Here is a 22,177-nt window from a genome sequence, read left to right as displayed (position 1 = left end):
ACGCGGTTTCAAGAAGGCAGCGCACTTCATCACGCGTCGTTTTGCGATCACGCGCGACGATGTCCGCCGCCACTTTGTTTTCGCATGGTCAACCCAATACGCTTTCTCGGGACATCAACATCGACAACACGTACTTTAACTACCTGCCCGGTCTTAACCACGTCATGCGGATCTTTGACAAACCGGTCTGCCAGCTGGCTGACATGAACAAGCCCATCCTGATGCACACCGATATCCACAAAAGCGCCAAAAGCCGCGACGTTGGTGACTGTGCCTTCCAAAACCATTCCGGGTTTCAGATCGGTGATTTCTTCGATACCATCGGTGAATGATGCGGTGACGAAACTGGGTCTGGGGTCACGTCCGGGCTTTTCCAGTTCGGCAAAGATGTCCCGAACCGTCGGCAGGCCGAAATCCTGAGTTACAAATTGTTCCGCCCGCAACCCCTTTAACGCGCCATTATGGCCCATGATGTTTCGGATATCACGGCCGCAGGCGGCAACAACCCGGCGCGCAATGTCATAGGCTTCGGGATGTACCGAAGACGCATCCAGCGGCTCGGAACCGTCCCTGATACGCAGGAAGCCGGCGCATTGTTCGAACGCGCGCGGTCCTAGGCGGGCGACGGACAGCAAATCCTTCCGCGATAGGAAGGGCCCATTCAGATCGCGGTGGGTGACAATCGCTTCGGCTTGCGCTGGCCCCAGACCTGATACGCGTGACAGCAAAGGCGCGGACGCTGTGTTCAGATCGACACCGACAGCATTCACCACATCCTCGATCGCGGAATCCAGCGACTGCGACAGGCGATGCTGATCCACATCATGCTGATACTGGCCGACACCAATGGATTTCGGTTCGATTTTAACAAGCTCGGCCAAAGGGTCCTGCAATCGGCGCGCAATCGAGACCGCACCACGTAGCGAGACATCCAGATCCGGAAACTCGCGCGCAGCCAGTTCAGAAGCGGAATAGACCGAAGCCCCAGCTTCTGACACCACCACTTTTGTTGGTGCTTTCACCGTCTTGGGTAGTAGCGCAAGAGTGTCTGCAACCAATTTTTCGGTTTCACGGCTGGCAGTCCCGTTCCCGATTGCGATCAGTTCGATCTGATGAGCAGATATCGGATTGAGGATACTGGCCTGTGCACCACGCAAATCATTTTTCGGCTGAAATGGGTACAAGGTGTCAGTGGCAACGACCTTGCCGGTCGCATCAACGACAGCAGCCTTTACGCCCGTACGAATGCCCGGATCCAGACCCAATGTCGCCTTGGCACCTGCCGGCGCGGCAAACAGTAGGTCTTTGAGGTTTCGCGAGAAGACCTGAATGGCTTCGTCCTGCGCCCGGCTGCGCAGATCAGCCATCAGTTCGACCATCATGGACAGCGAAAGCTTTACCCGCCATGTCCAGCCCGCGACTTTGCGCAACCATGCGTCTGCCGGCCCCGTGCCACGTGTCTGTAGATGAGCGGCAACAATCGTCTCGGCCCGCGCGGCACCAAATTCCGGTTCAGGCGCGATATCCAGCGTGACGATGCCCTCTTTGGATGCCCGCAGCATCGCCAATGCCCGATGCGACGGCACGTCTGCCCACAATTCGGCATGGTCAAAGTAGTCGCTGAACTTTGCGCCGTCCTTTTCCTTGCCTTCGATGACCTTTGCGCTGAGCAGAGCCTCGCGCTGCATGAAGCTGCGCAATTCGCCCAGCAGTGTGGCGTTTTCCGTCAGCCGCTCGGTCAAAATGTCCCGCGCGCCGTTCAATGCATCCCGGGTCGTCGTTACCGCCTCGGTGAGGTACGCCGCGGCCAATGTTTCAGGGTCGCAGTTGCGGTCCGCCAGAATAGCGTCAACCAAAGGTTCAAGCCCATTTTCGCGCGCAATCATCGCCTTGGTGCGCCGTTTTGGCTTGTATGGCAGATAAATGTCTTCCAACTGCGCTTTGGTTTCGGCACGTGCTATGGATTGGCTCAGATCTTCTGTCAGTTTGCCCTGATCCTTGATCGAGTTCAGGACGGTCTCACGCCGCGCTTCAAGCTCGCGCAGATAGGTCAGCCGCTCGGACAGCAGACGCAACTGGGTGTCGTCCAATCCTCCGGTTGCTTCTTTTCGATACCGGGCGACAAAAGGCACGGTTGCTCCGTCGTCCAGTAGCTTGATCGCGGCACCGACCTGCTCGGATCGTGCATTAATCTCGGTGGCGATGGTGCGGGCGATACGGTCCAATGGGGCCTCCTGAAACGACGCTGGAAGAACTTCTTAACCAGCTGTTTCGGCAAGGGGAAGACCCTTGGTTCAATCTGAACCGGTCACAGATTGACGCCGCTCAGTTGCGGCGTGCAATCGACGATTCCAGCGTTGAGCGCAGTAGTTGCGCATCTAGCGGTTTGTAGAGCAAAGGCAGATTGGCGCGCTTGCAACGCTCGGCCAGTTCAGGTGATCGGTTGGCCGAGATAATGCAGCCGGGCAGAGGGCCAAACTCGTGCGTCAGGGCATGTATCGCGTCAACACCGGTTCTATCGTGATTTAACTGAAAATCGGCAACTATTGCGTCAGGCAGAATGTCAATTTCACGAAGTAGATTGATTGCTTCGTCTTCGCTTTCGCTCTCCAGAACCCCAACCCCCCAGGATTCGATGGTCATGGTCAGTGCACTACGGAGGTTTTCATCATTCTCAATCAACAATACGACCGTGTTACCAAGGACCTTGGAGCCCGGATCGCGGGCCGCAGGGGCGCTGCTGCAAATGGTCTGCTCTTCCTGCGCCAACGGAACTTCGACCGAGAATCCAGTTCCTTTGCCTACTTCGGAATACAGCTGGATTGGATGTTGCAACAGCCCACAGGCGCGCTCCACGATTGCAAGGCCCAATCCCATACCCTCTGCGGCGCTGGCATCAGAATGCAGGCGCTGAAATTCCTGAAAGACGAGGTCTCTTTGGTCTGACGCGATACCGATACCTGTATCCCAGACCTGCAAGGCAATTGCGCCTTTGCGACGCCGCACACCGACCAGAACCTTTCCGACCTCGGTATACCTGATCGCGTTCGAAAGCAGGTTCTGCAAAATCCGACGCAAATAGCTGGCGTCGCTGGTCACGCGCGCGTTCGTGTCAACAAAAGACAGCTCAAGCCCTTTTGCCTGCGCCACCGGGCGAAACGCATCTTCCATCTGCGAAAACAGCGTACTCACTGTTATGGTCGACAAATGCGCGGTGGCCCGCCCTGAATCAAGTTTCGAGATATCCAGCAGCGCTTCCAGAATGTGTTCAACACTGTTCAGCGCACTTTCAGCCTTTCCTGCAACGGTTCTTGCGTCGTCTTTGTCCAGACCGCTGCCCAGCGATGCAACATAAAGCTTTGCCGCTGACAGAGGTTGCAACAGGTCGTGACTGGCCGCTGCCACAAATCGCGACTTGGATGCGTTTGCACGCTCGGCCTCGTTCAAAGCGTCAGCCAGTTCCATCGTGCGCGATGTTACGCGCTGTTCCAGCAATTCTTTGGCCTCATATAAGGCCTGGGCGGATTTTCGTTCTGCGGTTACATCGGTGAAGGATATCACAAAACCGCGGTCGGGCATTTCCTGCGCAAAAACAGAAAGTATCTTCGACCTTCCACGGTGCATCTGAAATTGCAGAGGACGGCGATAGGTTTGCCGCGTCACCCAGTTCAGAAGATCGGCTTCCGTTACCCCCTTCTGGAACCTGATGTTCGCGCCAAGGCGATTGGACAGCGATTCAAACCGGGTTCCCGTCTGAAACTGTGCGATTGGAATGGCCAGCAACTCGCTAGCGCGGTTGTTCCACCCGATCAGACGGTGTTTGTTGTCAAAAATGCAAACGCCCTGTTCAATATGTTCAAGCGTTGCGCGGATCAGCCTGGCCTTGTCATCCAGTATCCGGTCACGCTCCTGCCGTTCGATCCGCATGATATCGGTCACATCGGTTTGCAGAATAACAGTGCCGCCATCCGGCGTGCGGTGTTCGGACACTTGTGACCACCGATTGCCAACAAGCCGGACGTTGAACACCACATGATCGTCCGTGTGCCGATCCAGGCGACTTTTGGCCCAGTCTGTCGGTGTCATTGTTTCAGGCAGGGACAGAAACCCTGATCGGCTGACCAGTTCGACATATTCGGCAAAGCTCAATCCCGGGCTCAGCCGCTCCTGAATGTCGGGCATATGCAGACCAAAACGGCTGTTACACAGCACCAGTTTTTCGTCGCGATTGAAAAGGGCAAACCCCTCTTGCACCGTTTCGATTGCATTGGCCAGATCCGCGCGTGCGGCTTCGGTGTCCTTGTTCGCCTGTGCCAATCTGGCATTGGAATCGTTCAGCAATTCAAGGGCACGTTCCAGATCATTCGTCCGGGCGCGGACCTCTTGTTCAAGCACGGCCGCACGCTGAAACTGCGCATAAGCTGCGCCTGACGCATCGGTGGATTCTTCTACCCGACGCATCAGCGCTTCGGCGATCTTGCGAAGTTTCTCGTTCTGGCGGTCAACCGAGTCCGACGGGTCAGTAAGATGCTCGATCATGCGTTACTCTTTCTCGGGCGGATAAATCGCAACACCCGTCAGAGTTTGGTTCACATGGATTGAGTTGTACTGCTCTCCGTAAGTTGAAAATCCGACAACGTGATTGCGGGCCAGAATGTCCGAGATTTCGCGTGTCTTTTGCTTTTCCTGCGCTTCCAGTCGGCGGAGAATGCAATCACAGCCCAGAATTGTGTCGGGTTGCCGTTTCTCGGTCAGAAGGCCGATTTCTTCCTCAAGGTGCTCTACCATGTCCCTTGGTTCGGCCAGCGTCAGCACAAGCCCTTCATCAATGGCCGAGAAAAAGACAAGGTCCCCGTTGCCCGCCACCTGCTGAATGGCGCGGACGTGATGCTGCCCACCAATCTGCACAACAACGGGGTGCGCCGCAAAGGTGAATGTCGTCAGTTGTTCCGGATCCTTGCCAAGGATACGGGCGTACTCGCGGGCGGCGGGCTCGGCATTGATCTCCTGAACGATGCGTTTTGCCGGATCCGCCTTGGTTACGACCATACGCCGGGTCGTTGGAACCAGATGATCCGTTTTGAACACCTTGATCGGGCACCGCGTACGAACCTGAGTCAGTATGGCAGCATTGCTCAGTGCCTTGCCCTGATGCAGCACATAGGTACGCCCGAACCGGGTTCCATCACCGGCCGATCCGCCAAACAATGGCACCGGCCCCAAGCCGACGGCCAACTCGGAGGTCAACGCATCCTCTTTGGTCGACAATCCGTCGATCATCAGGAACGTAAACTCATGGCTCCAGTCGGGCGCCGTGACCATCATGGCATTTCGGTTGTGGATCATCTCGTTGATGATGCTTTCCGCCTCAAAATCGTTCAGATCGGAAACTAGGACCGTACGCGTGTCGAAATGGGATTGCGGGAGGCCGATTGCGACGATCTGGTCTTCGCAATAACCGCTATCCGCAAGTTCTCCGGCGGTGGTGCAGCCAACCACCGGCGTAGGCGCAAACACCTGCTCGGCTTTGGCAATGACCGCAGCGGCGTCCGCGTTCGGACTGACGAACAATATCACCAGCGCAAGTGGCTCAGCCCCGATTTGACGTTCGAGCACCCCAAGCGCCTGCCCGGTGTCGTAACGCACGAAAGCCGTTTTGACGATGCCTGTTGCACCGGTCCGGGCTGTCGCCCACCCGACTGCTTGGTCCATCGAGCCTCCTCCTTAAAGCGCGACGATGTGGTGAGAGTATGACGCTTAGCCTTGGTCTTGCAAGACGCTGGCAAACGAAGCTTTCTTTGCAATCAGAACGGCTTGCGTCCGGCTTTGCACACCCAGTTTCCGCATGATTGCCGTGACATGCGCTTTGACCGTGGGTTCCGCAATGGACAGGTCATAGGCAATCTGCTTGTTCAGTTTACCTTCGCAGATCAGTTGCAGGATGCGGGCTTGCTGATTTGTCAGTGTCGCAAGCCGATTGACCGCGTCGGCGTGTTCATCCTCTTCAACATTGATCAGAACGCATCCTTCGGGCACAAAAACTTTGCCGGAATGCACTGTCTCGAATGCCAGGCGAAACACATCGCGTTGGCTATGCTTGGGTACATAACCCGATGCACCCGCCTGAATCACCTGACTGACAACGCGATTATCCGTCATCGAGGACACCACAATAACCGGGGCATTCGCAGCAGCCTTCAGACGGACAAGGCCGTCCAGCCCTTCCACATCCGGCAGGTTGAGGTCCAGCATGACCGCGTCCGGTTTCAGCCCCCCTGATAGAAGTTCCATCGCGCCTTCCAGTCGGTCTGCGGTATGGATTTCGCCGATCTGCGCCACGCTTTGCAAGGTCATCGACAGCGCGTCGCAAAACAGGGGGTGGTCATCGACGATCAGCACTTTCTCGAAGCCAGACCTTACAACGGAGTCAGCAAGCATTTGGTATTGCCTTTTTTCAATCAGATTGTCCCCAGCTTACCCAATCCTAACAACGAAAGTAATCTGCGCCTACTGGCCCAAAGTCGTACATAAGACCGGCTCGGCGTCACCTACACCCAAGGTCTAATAGGCAGGGCGAAAAACACCACGTAGCGTAAGAAAAAACACCTGGAGAAGAGAAATGGAGCTTAGCGACAGCCGCGTCATCGCCGCGCCGCGATCCAAGGTCTGGGATGCGCTTTTGTCGGTTGAGGTTCTGAAAGAATGCGTTCCGGGATGTCAGGAAATGACGGGCTCGTTCGATGACGGGTTCGAAGCGACGGTGGTGCAGAAAGTTGGCCCCGTCAAAGCGACCTTCAAAGGGGCCGTTACCCTTTCTGATATCGTAACGCTTGAAAGCGTGAAGCTCTCGGGTGAAGGTAAGGGTGGGGCTGCGGGTTTTGCCAAGGGTGCGGCCGATGTCAGTTTGTCTGATGTGCCCGAAGGTACTCTGCTGACCTATACCGTCGACGCACGTGTCGGTGGCAAGCTGGCCCAGCTTGGCAGCCGGGTCATTGATGGCGTCGCCAGAAAAATGGCCGACCGGTTCTTTGAAAACTTTCAAAACGCGGTCGAACCGGAAAAAACGCCCGATCCGGAAACCTCGGATCAGGTTCAAGCCGAACCTTCGGTCGAGGATGAAGAAGGTGAAGCAAAAAAAGGTTGGTTCAAGCGCGTATTGGGCGGTTGAACCGTTGGAATTCAGGGAGGAGAAAGTCATGAAAATTTCCATGACCGTGAACGGCAAGGCCGTAAGCGGCGAGGTTGAGGGCCGGACATTACTGTCCGGCTTTCTGCGCGAGCAACTGTCATTGACGGGCACGCATGTCGGCTGTGATACGGCCCAGTGCGGCGCTTGCGTTGTACATGTGAACGGCCAGGCCGTGAAGTCGTGCAATATGCTGGCTGTCGAAGCAGACGGGGCTGACGTTGGTACAATCGAAGGTCAGGCAAATGCCGATGGTTCGCTGAATGTGATCCAGCAAGCCTTTCAGGATCATCACGGCCTTCAATGCGGGTTCTGTACTCCGGGTATGGTGATGAGCGCCGCAGCGCTGCTGAAAGACAACCCGCGCCCATCTGAGGCCGAAATCCGGAAATACCTGGAAGGCAACCTGTGCCGCTGCACAGGGTACCACAATATCGTCAAGGCGATCATGGCCGCCTCTGGCCAGGACGTCGGCAGTATCGCCGCGGAATGATGCCGCTGCGGGCGAAAATGTTGCGCCCGTGGGACAAGTGAAGGGTGCAACAGCATCCGTTTATGGGAGGAGAACAAGCAATGCCCAAAGACAGTGGCATCGGAGCCAGCTCCAAGCGGCGCGAGGACGTCCGCTTTCTGACCGGAGCAGGCAACTACACCGACGACATTAACGTACGTGGCCAGGCTTACGTATATTTCCTGCGGTCCGACATCGCGCATGGGCGGATCAATTCTGTGGATACATCAACGGCCGAGGGTATGCCCGGCGTGGTCAGGATATTCACCGGCAAAGACTTTGAAGGCGTGGGCGGAATGCCCTGTGGCTGGGAAGTGACCGACAAGCACGGCGCACCGATGCAGGAACCGCCACATCCCATTCTAGCACAGGGCAAGGTGCGCCACGTGGGCGATCCCATTGCCGCTGTGGTGGCCGACAGTCTGGAACAGGCGCGTGACGCGGCTGAGGCTATTGATCTGGATATCGAGGAACTGCCCGCCGTGATCGACATGAAATCCGCCGCGCAGGAAGGCACGACGCTGGTTCATGACGATCTGAAAAACAACATCTGCTACGACTGGCAGCTGGGTGAGGCCGACGACGCAAAGGTGAACGACGTCTTTGCCAACGCGGCGCACGTTACCAAGCTGGATCTGGTGAACAACCGGCTGGTCGCCAACCCGATGGAACCGCGCGTGGCCGTGGCGGAATACAGCCGTGGCACGGATGAATATACGCTCTATACCACTTCACAGAACCCGCATGTCATCCGCTTGTTGATGTGCGCCTTCGTTCTGGGTTTGCCGGAACATAAAGTCCGCGTCGTGGCCCCGGATGTGGGTGGTGGATTTGGCACCAAGATATTCCACTATGCGGAAGAAGCGTTCTGCACCTTTGCCGCCAAGGCCTGCAACCGCCCCGTCAAGTGGACCGCCAGCCGGTCCGAGGCGTTCATTTCGGATGCGCAGGGTCGTGACCATGTCAGCACGATTGAACTGGCTCTGGATGCGGATAACAACTTCATCGGCCTGCGGACCAACACCTACGCCAATCTGGGCGCTTATCTGTCGACCTTCTCCAGCTCGGTGCCGACGTGGCTGCACGGGACGCTGATGGCAGGCAACTATAAGACCCCGGTCATTCAGGTAAATGTGAAGGCGATGTTTACAAACACGGTGCCGGTGGACGCCTATCGCGGCGCTGGCCGCCCCGAAGCAACCTTCCAGCTGGAGCGTGTCATCGACAAGGCCGCCCGCGAGTTGGGTGTGGATCCGATGGCCCTGCGTCGCCAGAACTTTGTTACGCAGTTCCCCTATGACACGCCAGTGGCGCTGACTTACGACACCGGGGACTACAACGGGACAATGGACAAGCTTGAGGCTGCTGCCGATCTGGCAGGCTTTGCCGCCCGCCGTGCAAAAAGCGAGGCCAACGGCAAGCTGCGGGGCCTGGGTGTCAACTGCTATATCGAGGCCTGCGGTATCGCGCCGTCGAACATCGTTGGCATGCTGGGGGCCCGGGCGGGTCTTTATGATGCCGCGACCGTTCGGGTTAATGCCACCGGTTCGATCAGCGTCATGGTCGGCGCGCACAGCCATGGTCAGGGGCATGAGACGGCCTTCCCGCAGGTTGTGGCCGACATGATCGGCATCGACGAGTCGATGGTCGAGATCGTGCATGGTGACACCTCGAAGATCCCGTTTGGCATGGGCACCTATGGCTCACGCTCGCTGGCGGTTTGTGGATCGGCGATGGTCAAGGCGACCGAAAAAGTGATCGACAAGGCCAAGAAGATCGCCGCCCACCTGTTGGAAGCGTCCGAGGCGGATATCGAGCTGAAGGACGGTCAGTTCAGTGTTGCGGGGACCGACAAGTCGGTGGCATGGGGGGATGTGACCCTCACGGCTTATGTCCCGCACAACTATCCGCTGGAAGTTGAACCGGGACTGGAAGAAACCGCGTTTTATGACCCGGCCAACTTTACTTTCCCGGCAGGGGCTTATGCATGTGAGGTCGAGGTTGATCCGGACACAGGTCAGGTCACGATTGAGAAGTTCACGGCTGCGGATGACTTCGGCAATATCGTCAATCCGATGATCGTTGATGGACAAGTGCATGGCGGTATTGGTCAGGGCATCGGTCAGGCCTTGCTTGAAAACTGTGCCTATGACGAGAATGGCCAACTGCTGAGCGCGTCCTTCATGGACTACGCGATGCCACGCGCTGATGACGTCCCGTTCTACAGCGTCGATCATTCAAGCCAGACGCCCTGTACACACAATCCGCTTGGTGTGAAGGGTTGCGGCGAGGCCGGAGCGATCGGTTCGCCGCCGGCGGTGGTCAACGCGGTTCTGGACGCACTGAACTCGGGCGGAAAGGCTGTTGATCATATCGACATGCCGATGAGCCCGTCACGCGTTTGGACGGCGATGCATGGTTGAGAGGTTGGGGAGCGAGGGGCCAGCCCCTCGCGCTCCCCGGGATATTTATAGCCAGATGAAGGGCGGATCAGCGCCTTTCGGAAAGGAAGAACGAAATGTACAATTTCGAGTTTGAGAAGCCCTCGACCATTGCTGACGCGGTTGCAGCATTGGCAGCAGAGGATGCGCAAGCGTTGGGAGGTGGGCAAACCCTGATCCCGACATTGAAACAGCGATTGGCGGCACCGTCCAAACTGGTGTCGATGGGCGGCATAGCAGAGATGCAAGGCGTCTGCGTTGATGATGACGGCTCGGTCTCAGTTGGGGGTGCAACACCCCACGCTGTCGTTGCTCGCGACGTTGCGGGGTCTTATCCCGCGCTGGCGGCATTGGCTGGACAAATTGGCGACCCGGCAGTGCGCAATCGTGGAACCATCGGTGGTTCGGTTGCAAACAATGACCCGGCAGCCTGTTATCCGGCGGGCGTGCTGGGATCGGGCGCAACCGTGGTGACCAACGCGCGTAAAATTGCGGCAGATGACTTTTTTCAAGGCATGTTCACGACAGCCCTGGAAGAAGGAGAGATCATCACTTCGATCCGCTTTCCGGTTCCGCAGGCGGCAAGCTATCAGAAATTCCTGCAGCCAGCGTCGCGGTTTGCACTTGTTGGGGTCTATCTGGCCCGTTTCACGGACGGCGTGCGCGTGGCGGTGACCGGGGCAAGTGAGGACGGCGTCTTCCGTTGGAGCGAAGCCGAGCAGGCGCTGAACAAGGAGTTCCGCCCGGACGCCTTGATGGACCTTCGGATTAACCCTGCCAACATGATCGCTGATTTACATGGCAGCAAGGAATACCGGGCGCATCTTGTGTCGGTCATGACCAAACGCGCCGTTGAAGCCTGCATGTAGGAATTTCACGAAATGATGCTCAAAAGCCCCGGTTTTTACCGGGGCTTTTTCGTTGAGATATGGTTTTGGTGTCTCGCCACAGTCGGGCTGGCCAGCACCTTTTCGTTGTTTGAGGGTCGTGGCCAGTGTCTACGCAAAAAAATCAGGCCGCCCAATTCCAGACGGCCTGATCACGTCATAAGCTAAGCATTTGCTTATTCGGCGGCTTGTGCACCTGTAGCGGCATGTTTGTCACGCTGACTGTCTCGGAACAAAGCTTTGGCCAATGCAATACACATCAAACCCATTACAGCAGTAAAGGGCAGTGCTCCGATGATCATTGCGTTTCGCAAAGCATCCATCGGGTTGTTTTCGCCCGCTGCGAGGACCAGCGCGCCAATCACAGCCGTCAGGATGACACCCCAGATGATGCGGTGCTTGATGCCCGTCTCCTGGCTGCCGCCCGACATGATGGTGTTCATCACCAGAATGCCCGAGTCTGCCGACGTGACGAGGAATGTCATGATCAGGATCACGCACATCACGTTCAGCAATGACAACAGACCTCCGTCAATCATGTAAGACAGTGTCACGAACAGCTTGTTGGTGTTTGATGCTCCGACGATCGCACCTTCTGCAGCGCCTGCCAGTTCCAGGTCGATCGCGGTGCCGCCCAAAACCGTCATCCAAGCAAAGCACACCAACGCCGGAGCGAACACGCAACCCACGATGAACTCGCGGACAGACCGTCCTTTCGAAATACGGGCAAGGAACAAGCCCACAAAGGGCGAGAACGCGATCCACCAGGCCCAGTAGAACGTGGTCCAGCCCGACTGCCAGCCGAACTGACGCCCCTGCTCACCCGCCGCATAAACGGCCGCCAGCGTTGCTTCATCCAACTCGGCTGCTGCCCCTTCCAGGCCGCTCTTGAAACCGTCAAAGCTGCCCCACGCATTGGTAGCTCCGCCCATCAGATCATTGGCATGGGCTTGTGCTTCGGCGGGCAGAGCCGCAGCGAAGGCTTCAACTGACAGTGGACCATAGGCGTTAAAGCTGAGCGACAGGATATGCAGAATATAGTCGACCATTGCTGTGCCATAAGTGGTCATGGCAAAGACGAACGAGCCGAAGACGATAAATGTGCCCAACAGGATGATCGACAATACGAGGTTCAGGTTCGACAGGTATTTAACACCACGACCAACGCCTGATACGGCCGAAATAATCGACAGACTCATGATGATGACCAGACCGGCGATCAGACCCACTTTGCTTGGGGTTGGAACTTCGCCACCCAGATCCATGACCCATTCCATACCGGTGATGGCATAAAGCCCGTCGATGAATTGGCTGACACCATAGCCGATGGTGACAGAAACACCGAGGATCGTTGCAACAACGCCCAAAACGTCAACCACATGGCCGAAGAAGCCATTGACGAAGCGGCCAAACAGGGGCGTCAGCGCCGAGCGGATGGTGAGAGGCATGTCGCGGGTATAAGCGTAATATGCCAGCGACAACCCGGTAACCACATAGATGGCCCAAGCGTGAAACCCGTAGTGCAAGAAGGTATATCGGTAAGCCGACTGCAGTGCTTCGGGTGTATTTCCCACGACCGCCTCGGACACGACTTCGGGGTTCGAACCCCACAGCCCCAACGGTTCTGCGGTTGCAAAAACCATCAGACCAACACCCAGGCCGGCGCCGAACATCATGGAGAACCATGAGAAGTTCGAAAACTCGGGCTTTTCACCGGGTGTTCCCATCACACGGCGACCCGTGGATGGAATAGCGGCGACAACGGCCAGAAAAACGAGGAACAACCCGACAATGACAATGTAGAAGCTGTTGAAAAGCTCAAGCAACCGCCCGTTCAGGCTGCCAAGCGTACCGTTTGCGTTTGCTGGGAAGATCAGTGCCCACAAAACCAGCGCGACCATGATGGACTTGCTGATCAGGGCAATTGGGACGCTGTAATTTTCGTAAAAACCGGCATCCGCCGTCTTTATCTCAACGTCCGTGAATGGATCGGGTATCGACATATTGCGTTTTCCTCCGTGTGTTCGCCGTTTCTTGTTCTTTGGATTTCTGCTTGGGGTGCACCGCGCGGGACGGCGTAAACAAACATGCCCAATGCACCAAACGATCAGCGAGTTGACTGCAACTCAGCTGAGATTTACGGGGAAGACCACACACCATGTGGGATCGCCCACCGCTCTTTTCCTCCCAGATTGTGTTCGCTTGCAAAAGCTGTTGGTTCGTTGTGGCAAGTCTGTCTGCCGTTGAACCTGGTAGCAGCTTCGCAAGAAGTGGTTGCGCCCTTCAATTCGGGAAAACCTATGACAGAGGTTAGGGCAGCTCACCCAAGAATCCGACCCTTATGCTACTCGAAACGACGCTCTCGGTTACTCGAAACACGTGTTAGCGAGAACAAGTAAAGGGCGTGATTGTGGTTCCTTCTACAGTTTCAATACCAGTTTGTCCGACTTGGCCCGCGAAACGCATGTGCACAGGAACTCATGCGTTTCCTGCTCTTGCGGAGTAAGTATACCGTCGCGATGATCAACTTCGCCGGACACGACATCAACGATACAGGTTCCGCAAAGCCCTTCGGAGCAGCCGAAATCAACCTGCACACCATTGGCCTGCAAAACCTCCAGAATAGATTGGTCCTTGCCAACGGGATAGACCGCGCCGGTCGACTGGATCTCGATCTGGAAATCGGCGTTCGGGGCATGTTCAATGTCCGACGCGGCGGCGAACCGTTCAAAGTGTATCGCGCCGCCACGCAGCAAGGCACCTGCTTCCAGTACCGCATTCAGCATCGGTTCCGGGCCGCAGGTATAAACGTCTGCGCCCATCGGCATCGATTGCATGACCGATCTCAGATCGAATACCCCGTCTGTGTTATCACAATGCAAATGATACCATTCATCCAGTCCAAGCGCCCGGAATTGCGCATCCATCGCCGCGTATTCTTTCGAACGAACAAGATAGTAGACACGAAAATCCTGCCCTCGGTTCAGCAACTCACGTGCCATTGCAACCAATGGTGTGGCCCCGATACCGCCAGCGATCAAAGTGACGTGCCGATCATGGCTTTCGAGTTTGAAATGGTTGCGGGGACCGCCAATTTCCACGGTCGCGCCCTCTTGCAGGTCATGCATCGCCAGTGACCCGCCTCGCCCTTCGTCTTCGCGTTTGACGGCCACGTTGATCAGGCGTCCATCCTGGCTCCAGCTCCACAGCGAGTATTGCCGTATCAGACCGTCTTCAAGATGGATGTCCACATGCGCCCCGGGCTCGAGGCTGGTGAAGCGCCCGCTTTCGATCTCGAAGCAGAAATCAGAGGTGTCGGGACTGAGTGGTGTTTTTCGCACAAGGCGGGCAACTTGAGTATCCATCACTTGTCCTGTTCGGTCTCACGTGGCGTACATTCTGCGTCTTTCAGCAAACAACAGGAAAAAAGATAGATTTCAATTGCAAAATTTCTAACATTCGGGTGAATTGAGCTCACCCAGAGTTCAAAAGCCAACAAACCTCCATGTCTCGACGCCACTACAACCTTCCTCCACTTACGACACTATCGGCCTTTGAAGCCGCCGCTCGGCATCTCAGTTTCAAGGAAGCCGCAAGCGAGCTTTCCGTGACGCCTGGTGCCGTCAGTCATCAGATTAAGGCGCTGGAAAGCGAGCTGGGCGCGGCCCTTTTTGTCCGAAAGCACCGCGGCGTGGAACTGACCGAGGATGGGCAAGACCTGTTTGAGGCACTCGGCACTTCGTTCCGGCAGATTTCAAAGGCACTTGAAAAGATTCGCAGCAATGATTCCGAGAACCACGTAACCGTTGGATCAACCACTGCAGTCGCCGCACTTTGGCTGTCGCCATCTGTCATCCGGTTCTGGCAGGATTTTCCGCACGTGAAAGTGAACCAGATGGCGCAGGACAAGGCCTTCACGGACCGGCCGGATATCGACCTGTTCATCCGCTATGGCCGGGACGCCAACGCGCAACTCACGCACACGAAACTGTATCGCGATATCCTGACACCCGTTTGCAGCCCCCAGATGGCCGCGGACCTTAAAGGGGCCAGCCTTGAAGACCTCGTGCAGCGGCGGCTGATCCATCTCGAAACTCAGGACAGCACCTGGACGACCTGGTCATCCTGGTTCCACGACCTCGGGTTTTCTGGAGTTGTTCCCGTGGAATCGCGGGTGAACAGCTACGCGCTTGCCCTTCAGGTGGCGCGTAAAGGGGCGGGCCTTGCGCTGGGATGGAAACGTCTGGTCCAGCCCATGCTGGCTTCGGGGAAACTCGTCGCGCTGGAGGAATTCAGCCTGCCCGCCCCGGACAACTTCTATCTTGTCGGTCGCCCGGACGATCAGCTTTCGGAAGGGGCGCTGGCTCTCAAGAATTGGTTGCTCAACGAACTGTCTGAAGGTTCGGTTTAGCCTGCCTCAATTTGCCATTAGGTTTTTTAGTATTGAACGTGGGCGGCCTCAGCCGCCAATGGATGCAGCGATAAACTCATTCAAAATCACTCAGGAGTGGCCGATGAACAAGCACGCACCGCTTTCGTCTGTTCTGACACCGGTAAACACCGCAAAGGGTCTGCCGAACGAGCATTATATTGATCCCGCAGTTTTTGCCGAAGAACGGGATGCGGTCTTGTTTGCGAACTGGTCCGGCATCGGCTTTGGCAAAGACATTCCCGAGGCGGGAGATGCATATCCGATCGATTTCCTCGGTGTGCCGCTGTTGATGGTTCGTGATCGCGACGGTCAGATCGGCGTGTTCCAGAACACCTGTCGTCATCGCGGCATGATTTTGGTCGACAAGCCGCAAAAAATCCGCGGCGCGATCCGCTGCCCCTATCACAGCTGGTGCTACGGCCTGAATGGTGAATTGCGGACTGCCCCTCATGTCGGTGGCCCTGGGCAGAACACCCATGAGGATCTGGACTTCGCCGAGTTGGGCCTTATCCGCATCCGCTCGTATGTCTGGCGGGATGTTGTCTTTGTCAATGTCAGCGGCGACGCGCCGGAATTCGAAGATGTCCATGGCGAGTTGATGGAACGCTGGAAAGAATTCGATCAACCGATGTATCACGGTGGCGCTGGCGCATCGGTTTATCTTGAGTTGAACTCGAACTGGAAACTGGCTGTTGAGAACTACTGCGAAAGCTATCACCTGCCCTGGGTTCATCCCGGCCTGAACAGCTATTCGCGTCTGGAAGACCACTACAACATCAACGAACTGGGCAAATATTCGGGTCAGGGCACCTATGTCTACCGCCAGTTCGAGGGTCACGATGGCGAAAAGCTGGATGATTTCGAGAATCTGAGTGAGCAGTGGAATGACGGCGCGGAATATATCGTCGTTTACCCGAATACCCTGCTGGGTGTTCAGCGTGACCACGGCTTTGCCTTCCTCATCGATCCGATCACGCATGAGCGTTCGAACGAACGGATTGAGCTCTACTACGCCAAAAAACCCGAAGACGCGCCCGAACACGAAGCACTGCGTGCCAAGAACGCGCAACTGTGGAAGACGGTGTTCGAGGAAGACGTCTTTGTGGTTGAAGGCATGCAGAAAGGCCGTCACGGCGTGAAATTCGATGGCGGTCGTTTCTCGCCCGCGATGGACGGCCCGACCCATTGTTTTCACCATTGGGTGGCCACGCAGATCGAAAAAGCCCGCGCTGAAGCGTAAGCAATCCTGAAAAGTCGATCTGGTCAGGCCTGACTGACCAGATCGCGGGTCGGTTGCAAACACTATAGACGGGACGGCGTTGCCGTCTTTTCTTTAGTATTGGGCAGCCGGTGTGAATTCGCTGAAAGGATCACAGTGGATCTGAACGAACTCGATAAACAACTCTTACGAGCCCATGCGGAAAAAGATGTACCCGCATTGATCCGGCTTTATCACGAAGCGGCGATTCTGGCCGAACAACGTCAGGATCATGAAGCCTCGTGTTTTTACCTGACCCACGCATTTGTGTTTGCGTTGGAATATGGCGCGCCGGAAGCAGATGAGTTGAACCTAAAGCTGTTTGAACGTGGCCGCGCACACCGATTGACGTTCTGACGAATTCGTTTGCTTAAGCGTATTGCGCCGTCAGGCATTCTCCAAATTTGAGTTTAGCTGACTTCATTCGATCTCGAATTTTGTCGACATTGTCGATGGGTCAGTCTTCATGAAAGAACAAGCGCGAACGAAAACGCGCGAGATAGCCAAAATGCGAAACGAAGCTCAGGCCGTGGTCATCGGCGGAGGAGTGATCGGGTGCTCGATCCTGTATCATCTGACCAAACTGGGATGGTCCGATGTAGTTCTGTTGGAGCGGGACGAGCTGACCTCGGGGTCAACATGGCACGCAGCCGCCAACATTCACGGATTACACGACAGTACCAATATCAGCCGCATCCAGCATTACACGATGAGCCTGTATAAAGCGCTGGAAGCTGAAACCGGTCAAAGCTGCGGCGTATTCCAGCCCGGCTCGCTATACCTGGCCCAGACAGAAGAGCGCGAACATCAGCTGAAGCTACAGGCCGCAAAGGCCAGACTGTATGGCATGAACTTCTATGAGATCAGCATCGAAGAAGCCCAAAAGCTGAACCCGCTGGTCAATTACGACGGCATCCGTTGCGTGATGTTCGAACCCGATGGCGGCAATGTGGACCCGTCGGGCGTGACCAACGCCTATGCGGTCGGCGCACGTCAACGCGGGGCGCAGATTCACCGTTTCACGCCGGTCACTGCAACCGAGCAGCAGAAGGATGGCAGCTGGATCGTCAGAACGCCAAAAGGTGACATCAGGACACGCTGGGTGGTGAACGCAGCGGGCCTGTGGGGGCGCGAGGTTGCGGCACTGGCCGGAATCGAACTGCCGCTGCAACCTACAGAGCACCAGTATTTCGTAACCGAATCCATGGCTGATGTAAAAAGCCACGGCACCCGTCTGCCATCTGTGTCAGACCGGGATGGCGAGTATTACCTGCGTCAGGAAGGCAACGGCCTGCTGGTCGGCGCTTATGAGAAAGATATGAGGTTCTGGGCCGAAGAAGGCACGCCGCTGGATTTTGCCCACGATCTGTTCCCTGATGATCTGGAACGGATCGAAGAGAACATGATGAACGCCATCGAACGCCTGCCTGCGGTTGGTGAAGCCGGGATCAAGCGTGTCATCAACGGCCCGATGATCTGGTCACCGGATTCAAATGTTCTGATGGGGCCGGTGCCTGAGGTCGACGGCTATTTCTGCTGCAACGGTATCATCCCCGGCTTCTCGCAATCGGGCGGCATGGGCCTGATGGCGGCGCAGTGGATCATCGAGGGTGAAACGGAATACGACATGTTCGCCTGGGATCTGGCGCGTTTTGACAGCTGGGCCACCAAGGCGTTCACCAAAGCGCGCGTGGCAGATCAGTACAGTCATCGGTTCGCGATCCATTTCCCCAATGAAGAACGCAGCGCCGGTCGTCCGGCACGTGTACGCCCGATCTATGAGGCGCAGAAAGCCATGGGCGCGGTTTTTGGCCTGAACGCCGGTTGGGAACATCCGCTGTGGTTTGCCGCAACGCCCGGCACCAAAGACACCAATGGCTTTACCCGTCAGAACTGGTGGGGACCGGTGGGTGAGGAATGCAGGATGTTGCGCGACCGTGCCGGGATCATCGATATCTCGAATTTCGCCAAGTATCTCTGCAAGGGTCCGGGTGCGGCAGACTGGTTGAACGCCGTCTTTGCCAATACCATGCCCAAAACCGTCGGCAGATCCTGCCTGACCCCGCTGATCTCGAAACGCGGCGGTATTGCAGGCGACTTTACAGTTACCCGCGCGGCTGATGACGAGTTCTGGGTGATCGGCTCGGGCATGGCAGAACGGTATCACAAGCGCTTTTTCAAACAGGTTACGCTGCCTGAGGGAACCACTTTCGAAAGCAAAACCGAAGCGATGTGCGGCTTTAACGTGGCCGGCCCCAGGTCCCGCGACATCCTGCAACGTCTGACCAACACATCGCTGGCAACCGAAGATTTCCCGTTCATGCGGTCCGCCAAGATTGAGCTGGCGGGAGTTCAGGTTCTTGCCCTGCGCGTCTCCTTTACTGGCGACCTGGGGTGGGAGCTGCATTGCGCCACCCAAGATCAAGCACGACTGTACAATGCCTTGATTGAGGCAGGCAAAGAGTTCGGGGCTGGCCCTGTTGGCAGTCGGGCACTGATGTCTATGCGGGTCGAAAAGGGCTATGGGTCTTGGAGCCGCGAATACAGCCCGGAATACTGGCCGCATGAAGTGGATCTTGATCGCCTCTGCAAATTCGAAAAGGACTTCCTCAACAAGGCAGCTGCGCAGAAAGTATTGCAGAACCCGGCTCGGGAACACCTGGTGATCCTGCACCTTAACGAAACGGATGTGACAGCATCTAACGCGGATGCAACAGGTGGCGAGCCGATCTTCAAGAACGGTGAAGGGATCGGCCGGGTGACCTCGGGCACCTATGGCTACACTGTCGGAATGTCGTTGGCCTTGGGATATGTAAAAAACGCCCAGCCAGGTGATGAGGTCGAGGTTATGGTTCTGGGGCGACCGCACAGGGCCACAATCCTGCATGAACCGCCCTTTGATGCCGCGGGAAAAGCGCTTAGGGCTTAAAACAGCAATAGTTCAAGGCCTTGTCCTTCGGGGTATTCCGCCACCTCTGCCGGGATGATCGCCAATCCATCCGCTTGCGCAAGCAAAGCAACACGACCACTGTAGGACGGTTCCATCAGACGCAATCGGGGCCGTCCGTCCGGTGTATGACTGTCAATCTGAACCGGACGATATTCCTGACGGCCCGCGGTGCGGTGCAAGGGTTCCGACAGAACTGCCTGTACGGCTGCCTGCGGGGTATGGTGCAGACCGGCGCGGCGCGCCATCATCTGCGATCCGATTATCTGCCAGGTCACAAAAGCAGAAACCGGGTTACCCGGAAGGCCGATGTAAAGTGCACCGCCACGCCGACCAAATATGATCGGCTTGCCCGGTTTCATTGCGACTTTCATCACATCCGTCACGCCACCGATCTCAGTGAACAGACGCGGCATATGATCCTCATCGCCGACAGAAACACCACCGGTCGTGATGATCAGGTCAGAGGTTTCAGTCGCGTCCAGCAAGACCTGTTTCAAAAGCTCGGGGTCATCTTCAACCTGCCCCTGGTCCGTGAGGTCAATCCAAGGCTTCTGCAACAGCGCAAGCAGCATGTAACGGTTCGAGTTATAGATCTGCCCCGGCCCAAGGGGCTCGCCCGGTTGGCGCAACTCACTGCCGGTTGAAAAGATCGAAACCTTCAGCTTGCGAAGCACCACGACCTCGCCATACCCGGCGGATGCAAGGGCTGCCACCTCACGCGGGCCAATCTCGCAGCCGCGCCGCAGGATCGGCGCTCCGGCATGAAGGTCTTCACCGGCACGCCGGATATGTTGTCCGGGCTTTGGACGGCGGCTGAAGCGAATTTGCCCCTCAACAACATCACAATCTTCCTGCATGACGATGGCGTCGTAATCAGAAGGAACAGGCGCTCCGGTAAAAATCCTCAGTGCACTGCCCGCAGGCGCAGCATGAGACCCGCTGTCCCCCGCCGCGATGCGACCCTCCACCGGCATCTGGAACAGGTCGTCATCGCCAAGATCAGCAGTTCGAACCGCATAACCATCCATTGCCGAATTGTCGAAAGCGGGCATATCGACCTTGCTGAAACAGTCGCGGCCCAATATTCGCCCTATTGCAGCGGCCAAAGGCAGCGTTTCGGTTTCTTTGACCGGATCAGCAGCAGACAGGCCACGGTGCAGGGCCTCATCCACGCTCAGATATATATGCGCGTGTCGATCACAGCCGCATCCATCAGCCATATCCAGCCTCCAACTCTGCGAACATGTCTTCCGCCCATTCTAAGGTGGGCTAGGTTCGCTCAACCGACACGACATCCGCGGTACTGTCATTGACATAGGTCACGTGTCACCGCGTTGCGTGTTTCGAAACCACGGGTTGGCTGGCTAAGCGCGGCTTCCTATACAGTAGCTTCTCGGATGGCTCTCAGGCCGGGATCAGCTCTTCCTGATATGCGAACAGCGCCGGTTGCCCACCCGTATGCAACAGCACAACCTTCTGACCCTGTTGAATGGTGCCGTTTTCACGTAATTCCAACAATCCCGCAAAGGTTTTAGCCGAGTAGACCGGATCCAGAAAAATACCCTCGGCGCGCGCCATCTGTGCAAGCGCCTTCCGTGTGGACGGGCCTATCCGCCCGTATCCAGGGGGTAATGCGCCGTCCCATGTGAGGATGTCTTTCATGACCAGAGCCGGGTCAAACTCCATCATACCCGCCAACCGTTCCAATACCTTTTGCAACCGTGCATGTTGCTGGCGACGGTCGCGGCGAACGCAAATGCCATAAACAGGTGCCGTGTTGCCAGCCAGACGCAGCCCGGCCAGAAACCCGCCGTGGGTCGAACCGCTGCCGGATGGCACCACTGCGACGTCGAAATCGGCGATCTGATCCAGTAGTTCGGCAGCCCCGGCCACATAACCCAACGCCCCCAAGGGCGGATGATCGATGCCCAAGTTAATTACATATGGCTTTCGGCCCTCAGCGATCAGCTGATCTGCCCGCACGTGAAGGGCATTGTCGGCCCCGGCCTCGTCTTCTCCGGTGTGGTAGTGCATGTGCTCGGCACCCAGAATCCGGGCCAGAAGAACATTCCCCGAGGAATAATAGTGCTCTCCCATATCGGGCACGCGCTCTTCCAATTGAAGTACGGCCTCCATCCCAAGCTTCGACGCAGCCATGGCAGCCGTGCGCACGAAATTGGACTGCACAGCGCCGGTGATCAGAATGGTGTCTGCCCCCTGTTTCTGTGCCTCGCCCATATAGAACTCAAGCTGCCGGGTTTTGTTGCCGCCAAAGCTCAACCCTGTCAGATCATCCCGTTTGATCCACAATTCCAGACCAAGCTGGTCGGACAAACGATCAAGCCGTTCGACCGGCGTGGCAGCTGTCATCAGTCTCGCGCGGGGATAACCGGCTAGTTTCTGTTCAATCGTCATGTCTGCGTTCTATCACCTCACCCATTCAGGATCGCGCCGAATAGGGCATATCCAGCAAGAATAGTAAGGATAGTGATTGCCGGAAAGATCGCAGACC

General features: G+C 56.7%; 16 protein-coding genes. 8 read left to right on the top strand and 8 right to left on the bottom strand.

Annotated elements, in window-relative coordinates:
- Positions 1-47: 47 nt before the first annotated feature.
- The 4 genes from ACR0AM_RS13310 to ACR0AM_RS13295 all read right to left on the bottom strand — a co-directional run bounded on the left by ACR0AM_RS13310 (position 48) and on the right by ACR0AM_RS13295 (position 6,438).
- Positions 48-2,225, bottom strand: a complete 2,178-nt coding sequence (locus ACR0AM_RS13310; protein ID WP_480623153.1) for a Tex family protein — start codon at positions 2,223-2,225, stop codon at positions 48-50.
- A 100-nt stretch (positions 2,226-2,325) separates the two neighbouring features.
- On the bottom strand, positions 2,326-4,539 hold the full coding sequence (locus ACR0AM_RS13305; RefSeq protein WP_480623152.1) for a hybrid sensor histidine kinase/response regulator: 2,214 nt from the start codon (positions 4,537-4,539) through the stop codon (positions 2,326-2,328).
- Positions 4,540-4,542: 3 nt separating this feature from the next.
- On the bottom strand, positions 4,543-5,712 hold the full coding sequence (locus tag ACR0AM_RS13300) for an FIST N-terminal domain-containing protein (protein WP_480520526.1): 1,170 nt from the start codon (positions 5,710-5,712) through the stop codon (positions 4,543-4,545).
- A gap of 45 nt (positions 5,713-5,757) precedes the next feature.
- A complete protein-coding gene (locus ACR0AM_RS13295) occupies positions 5,758-6,438 on the bottom strand; it encodes a response regulator (protein WP_480484332.1) in 681 nt (226 codons plus the stop codon).
- Between the two features lie 181 nt (positions 6,439-6,619).
- Between ACR0AM_RS13295 and ACR0AM_RS13290 the strand changes: the two genes are divergently transcribed.
- From ACR0AM_RS13290 to ACR0AM_RS13275, 4 genes are all read left to right on the top strand, one after another.
- Positions 6,620-7,168 carry an SRPBCC family protein gene (locus ACR0AM_RS13290; protein WP_480623151.1) on the top strand — a complete coding sequence of 183 codons (549 nt, stop codon included), beginning with the start codon at positions 6,620-6,622 and terminating at the stop codon, positions 7,166-7,168.
- Between the two features lie 28 nt (positions 7,169-7,196).
- On the top strand, positions 7,197-7,679 hold the full coding sequence (locus ACR0AM_RS13285) for a (2Fe-2S)-binding protein (protein ID WP_209507073.1): 483 nt from the start codon (positions 7,197-7,199) through the stop codon (positions 7,677-7,679).
- An 80-nt stretch (positions 7,680-7,759) separates the two neighbouring features.
- Positions 7,760-10,120 (top strand): xanthine dehydrogenase family protein molybdopterin-binding subunit, encoded by a 2,361-nt coding sequence (locus tag ACR0AM_RS13280; RefSeq protein ID WP_480623150.1) that lies wholly within the window; start codon positions 7,760-7,762, stop codon positions 10,118-10,120.
- Positions 10,121-10,215: 95 nt separating this feature from the next.
- On the top strand, positions 10,216-11,007 hold the full coding sequence (locus ACR0AM_RS13275) for an FAD binding domain-containing protein (protein WP_480623149.1): 792 nt from the start codon (positions 10,216-10,218) through the stop codon (positions 11,005-11,007).
- A gap of 194 nt (positions 11,008-11,201) precedes the next feature.
- Here ACR0AM_RS13275 and ACR0AM_RS13270 read toward each other — a convergent pair whose 3' ends face one another.
- Positions 11,202-13,028, bottom strand: coding sequence for a BCCT family transporter (locus ACR0AM_RS13270; RefSeq protein ID WP_480606824.1), 1,827 nt, complete (start codon positions 13,026-13,028; stop codon positions 11,202-11,204).
- Positions 13,029-13,445: 417 nt separating this feature from the next.
- The gene (locus tag ACR0AM_RS13265) at positions 13,446-14,390 is read right to left on the bottom strand and encodes a PDR/VanB family oxidoreductase (RefSeq protein ID WP_480546676.1); all 945 of its coding nucleotides are present in this window, start codon (positions 14,388-14,390) and stop codon (positions 13,446-13,448) included.
- Between the two features lie 140 nt (positions 14,391-14,530).
- Here ACR0AM_RS13265 and ACR0AM_RS13260 point away from each other — a divergent pair, with 140 nt between their 5' ends.
- From ACR0AM_RS13260 to ACR0AM_RS13245, 4 genes are all read left to right on the top strand, one after another.
- A complete protein-coding gene (locus ACR0AM_RS13260; protein WP_480488703.1) occupies positions 14,531-15,436 on the top strand; it encodes a LysR substrate-binding domain-containing protein in 906 nt (301 codons plus the stop codon).
- A gap of 103 nt (positions 15,437-15,539) precedes the next feature.
- Entirely contained in the window at positions 15,540-16,697 is a 1,158-nt protein-coding gene (locus ACR0AM_RS13255; protein WP_480623148.1) for an aromatic ring-hydroxylating oxygenase subunit alpha, read from the top strand.
- A 135-nt stretch (positions 16,698-16,832) separates the two neighbouring features.
- Entirely contained in the window at positions 16,833-17,072 is a 240-nt protein-coding gene (locus ACR0AM_RS13250) for a hypothetical protein (protein WP_480520512.1), read from the top strand.
- A gap of 151 nt (positions 17,073-17,223) precedes the next feature.
- Positions 17,224-19,644 (top strand): GcvT family protein, encoded by a 2,421-nt coding sequence (locus ACR0AM_RS13245; protein ID WP_480623147.1) that lies wholly within the window; start codon positions 17,224-17,226, stop codon positions 19,642-19,644.
- On the opposite strand, the gene ACR0AM_RS13240 is transcribed toward ACR0AM_RS13245, so the two are convergent.
- On the bottom strand, positions 19,641-20,885 hold the full coding sequence (locus tag ACR0AM_RS13240) for a molybdopterin molybdotransferase MoeA (RefSeq protein ID WP_480623146.1): 1,245 nt from the start codon (positions 20,883-20,885) through the stop codon (positions 19,641-19,643). The two genes, ACR0AM_RS13245 and ACR0AM_RS13240, sit on opposite strands and share 4 nt — an antisense overlap.
- A gap of 184 nt (positions 20,886-21,069) precedes the next feature.
- Positions 21,070-22,080, bottom strand: a complete 1,011-nt coding sequence (locus ACR0AM_RS13235; protein WP_480623145.1) for a D-cysteine desulfhydrase family protein — start codon at positions 22,078-22,080, stop codon at positions 21,070-21,072.
- Positions 22,081-22,177: the final 97 nt, after the last annotated feature.

Source organism: Ruegeria sp. AD9 (assembly GCF_056542305.1).
This window is presented reverse-complemented; position numbering and strand designations above follow the sequence as displayed.

Bases quoted from the DNA above. Each gene is read 5' to 3' on its own strand.
- ACR0AM_RS13300 (WP_480520526.1), bottom strand. From the start codon at position 5,712: ATGGACCAAGCAGTCGGGTGGGCGACAGCCCGGACCGGTGCAACAGGC.
- ACR0AM_RS13305 (WP_480623152.1), bottom strand. From the start codon at position 4,539: ATGATCGAGCATCTTACTGACCCGTCGGACTCGGTTGACCGCCAGAAC.
- ACR0AM_RS13280 (WP_480623150.1), top strand. From the start codon at position 7,760: ATGCCCAAAGACAGTGGCATCGGAGCCAGCTCCAAGCGGCGCGAGGAC.
- ACR0AM_RS13260 (WP_480488703.1), top strand. From the start codon at position 14,531: ATGTCTCGACGCCACTACAACCTTCCTCCACTTACGACACTATCGGCC.
- ACR0AM_RS13265 (WP_480546676.1), bottom strand. From the start codon at position 14,390: ATGGATACTCAAGTTGCCCGCCTTGTGCGAAAAACACCACTCAGTCCC.
- ACR0AM_RS13270 (WP_480606824.1), bottom strand. From the start codon at position 13,028: ATGTCGATACCCGATCCATTCACGGACGTTGAGATAAAGACGGCGGAT.
- ACR0AM_RS13295 (WP_480484332.1), bottom strand. From the start codon at position 6,438: ATGCTTGCTGACTCCGTTGTAAGGTCTGGCTTCGAGAAAGTGCTGATC.
- ACR0AM_RS13285 (WP_209507073.1), top strand. From the start codon at position 7,197: ATGAAAATTTCCATGACCGTGAACGGCAAGGCCGTAAGCGGCGAGGTT.
- ACR0AM_RS13290 (WP_480623151.1), top strand. From the start codon at position 6,620: ATGGAGCTTAGCGACAGCCGCGTCATCGCCGCGCCGCGATCCAAGGTC.
- ACR0AM_RS13275 (WP_480623149.1), top strand. From the start codon at position 10,216: ATGTACAATTTCGAGTTTGAGAAGCCCTCGACCATTGCTGACGCGGTT.
- ACR0AM_RS13235 (WP_480623145.1), bottom strand. From the start codon at position 22,080: ATGACGATTGAACAGAAACTAGCCGGTTATCCCCGCGCGAGACTGATG.
- ACR0AM_RS13255 (WP_480623148.1), top strand. From the start codon at position 15,540: ATGAACAAGCACGCACCGCTTTCGTCTGTTCTGACACCGGTAAACACC.
- ACR0AM_RS13240 (WP_480623146.1), bottom strand. From the start codon at position 20,885: ATGGCTGATGGATGCGGCTGTGATCGACACGCGCATATATATCTGAGC.
- ACR0AM_RS13245 (WP_480623147.1), top strand. From the start codon at position 17,224: ATGCGAAACGAAGCTCAGGCCGTGGTCATCGGCGGAGGAGTGATCGGG.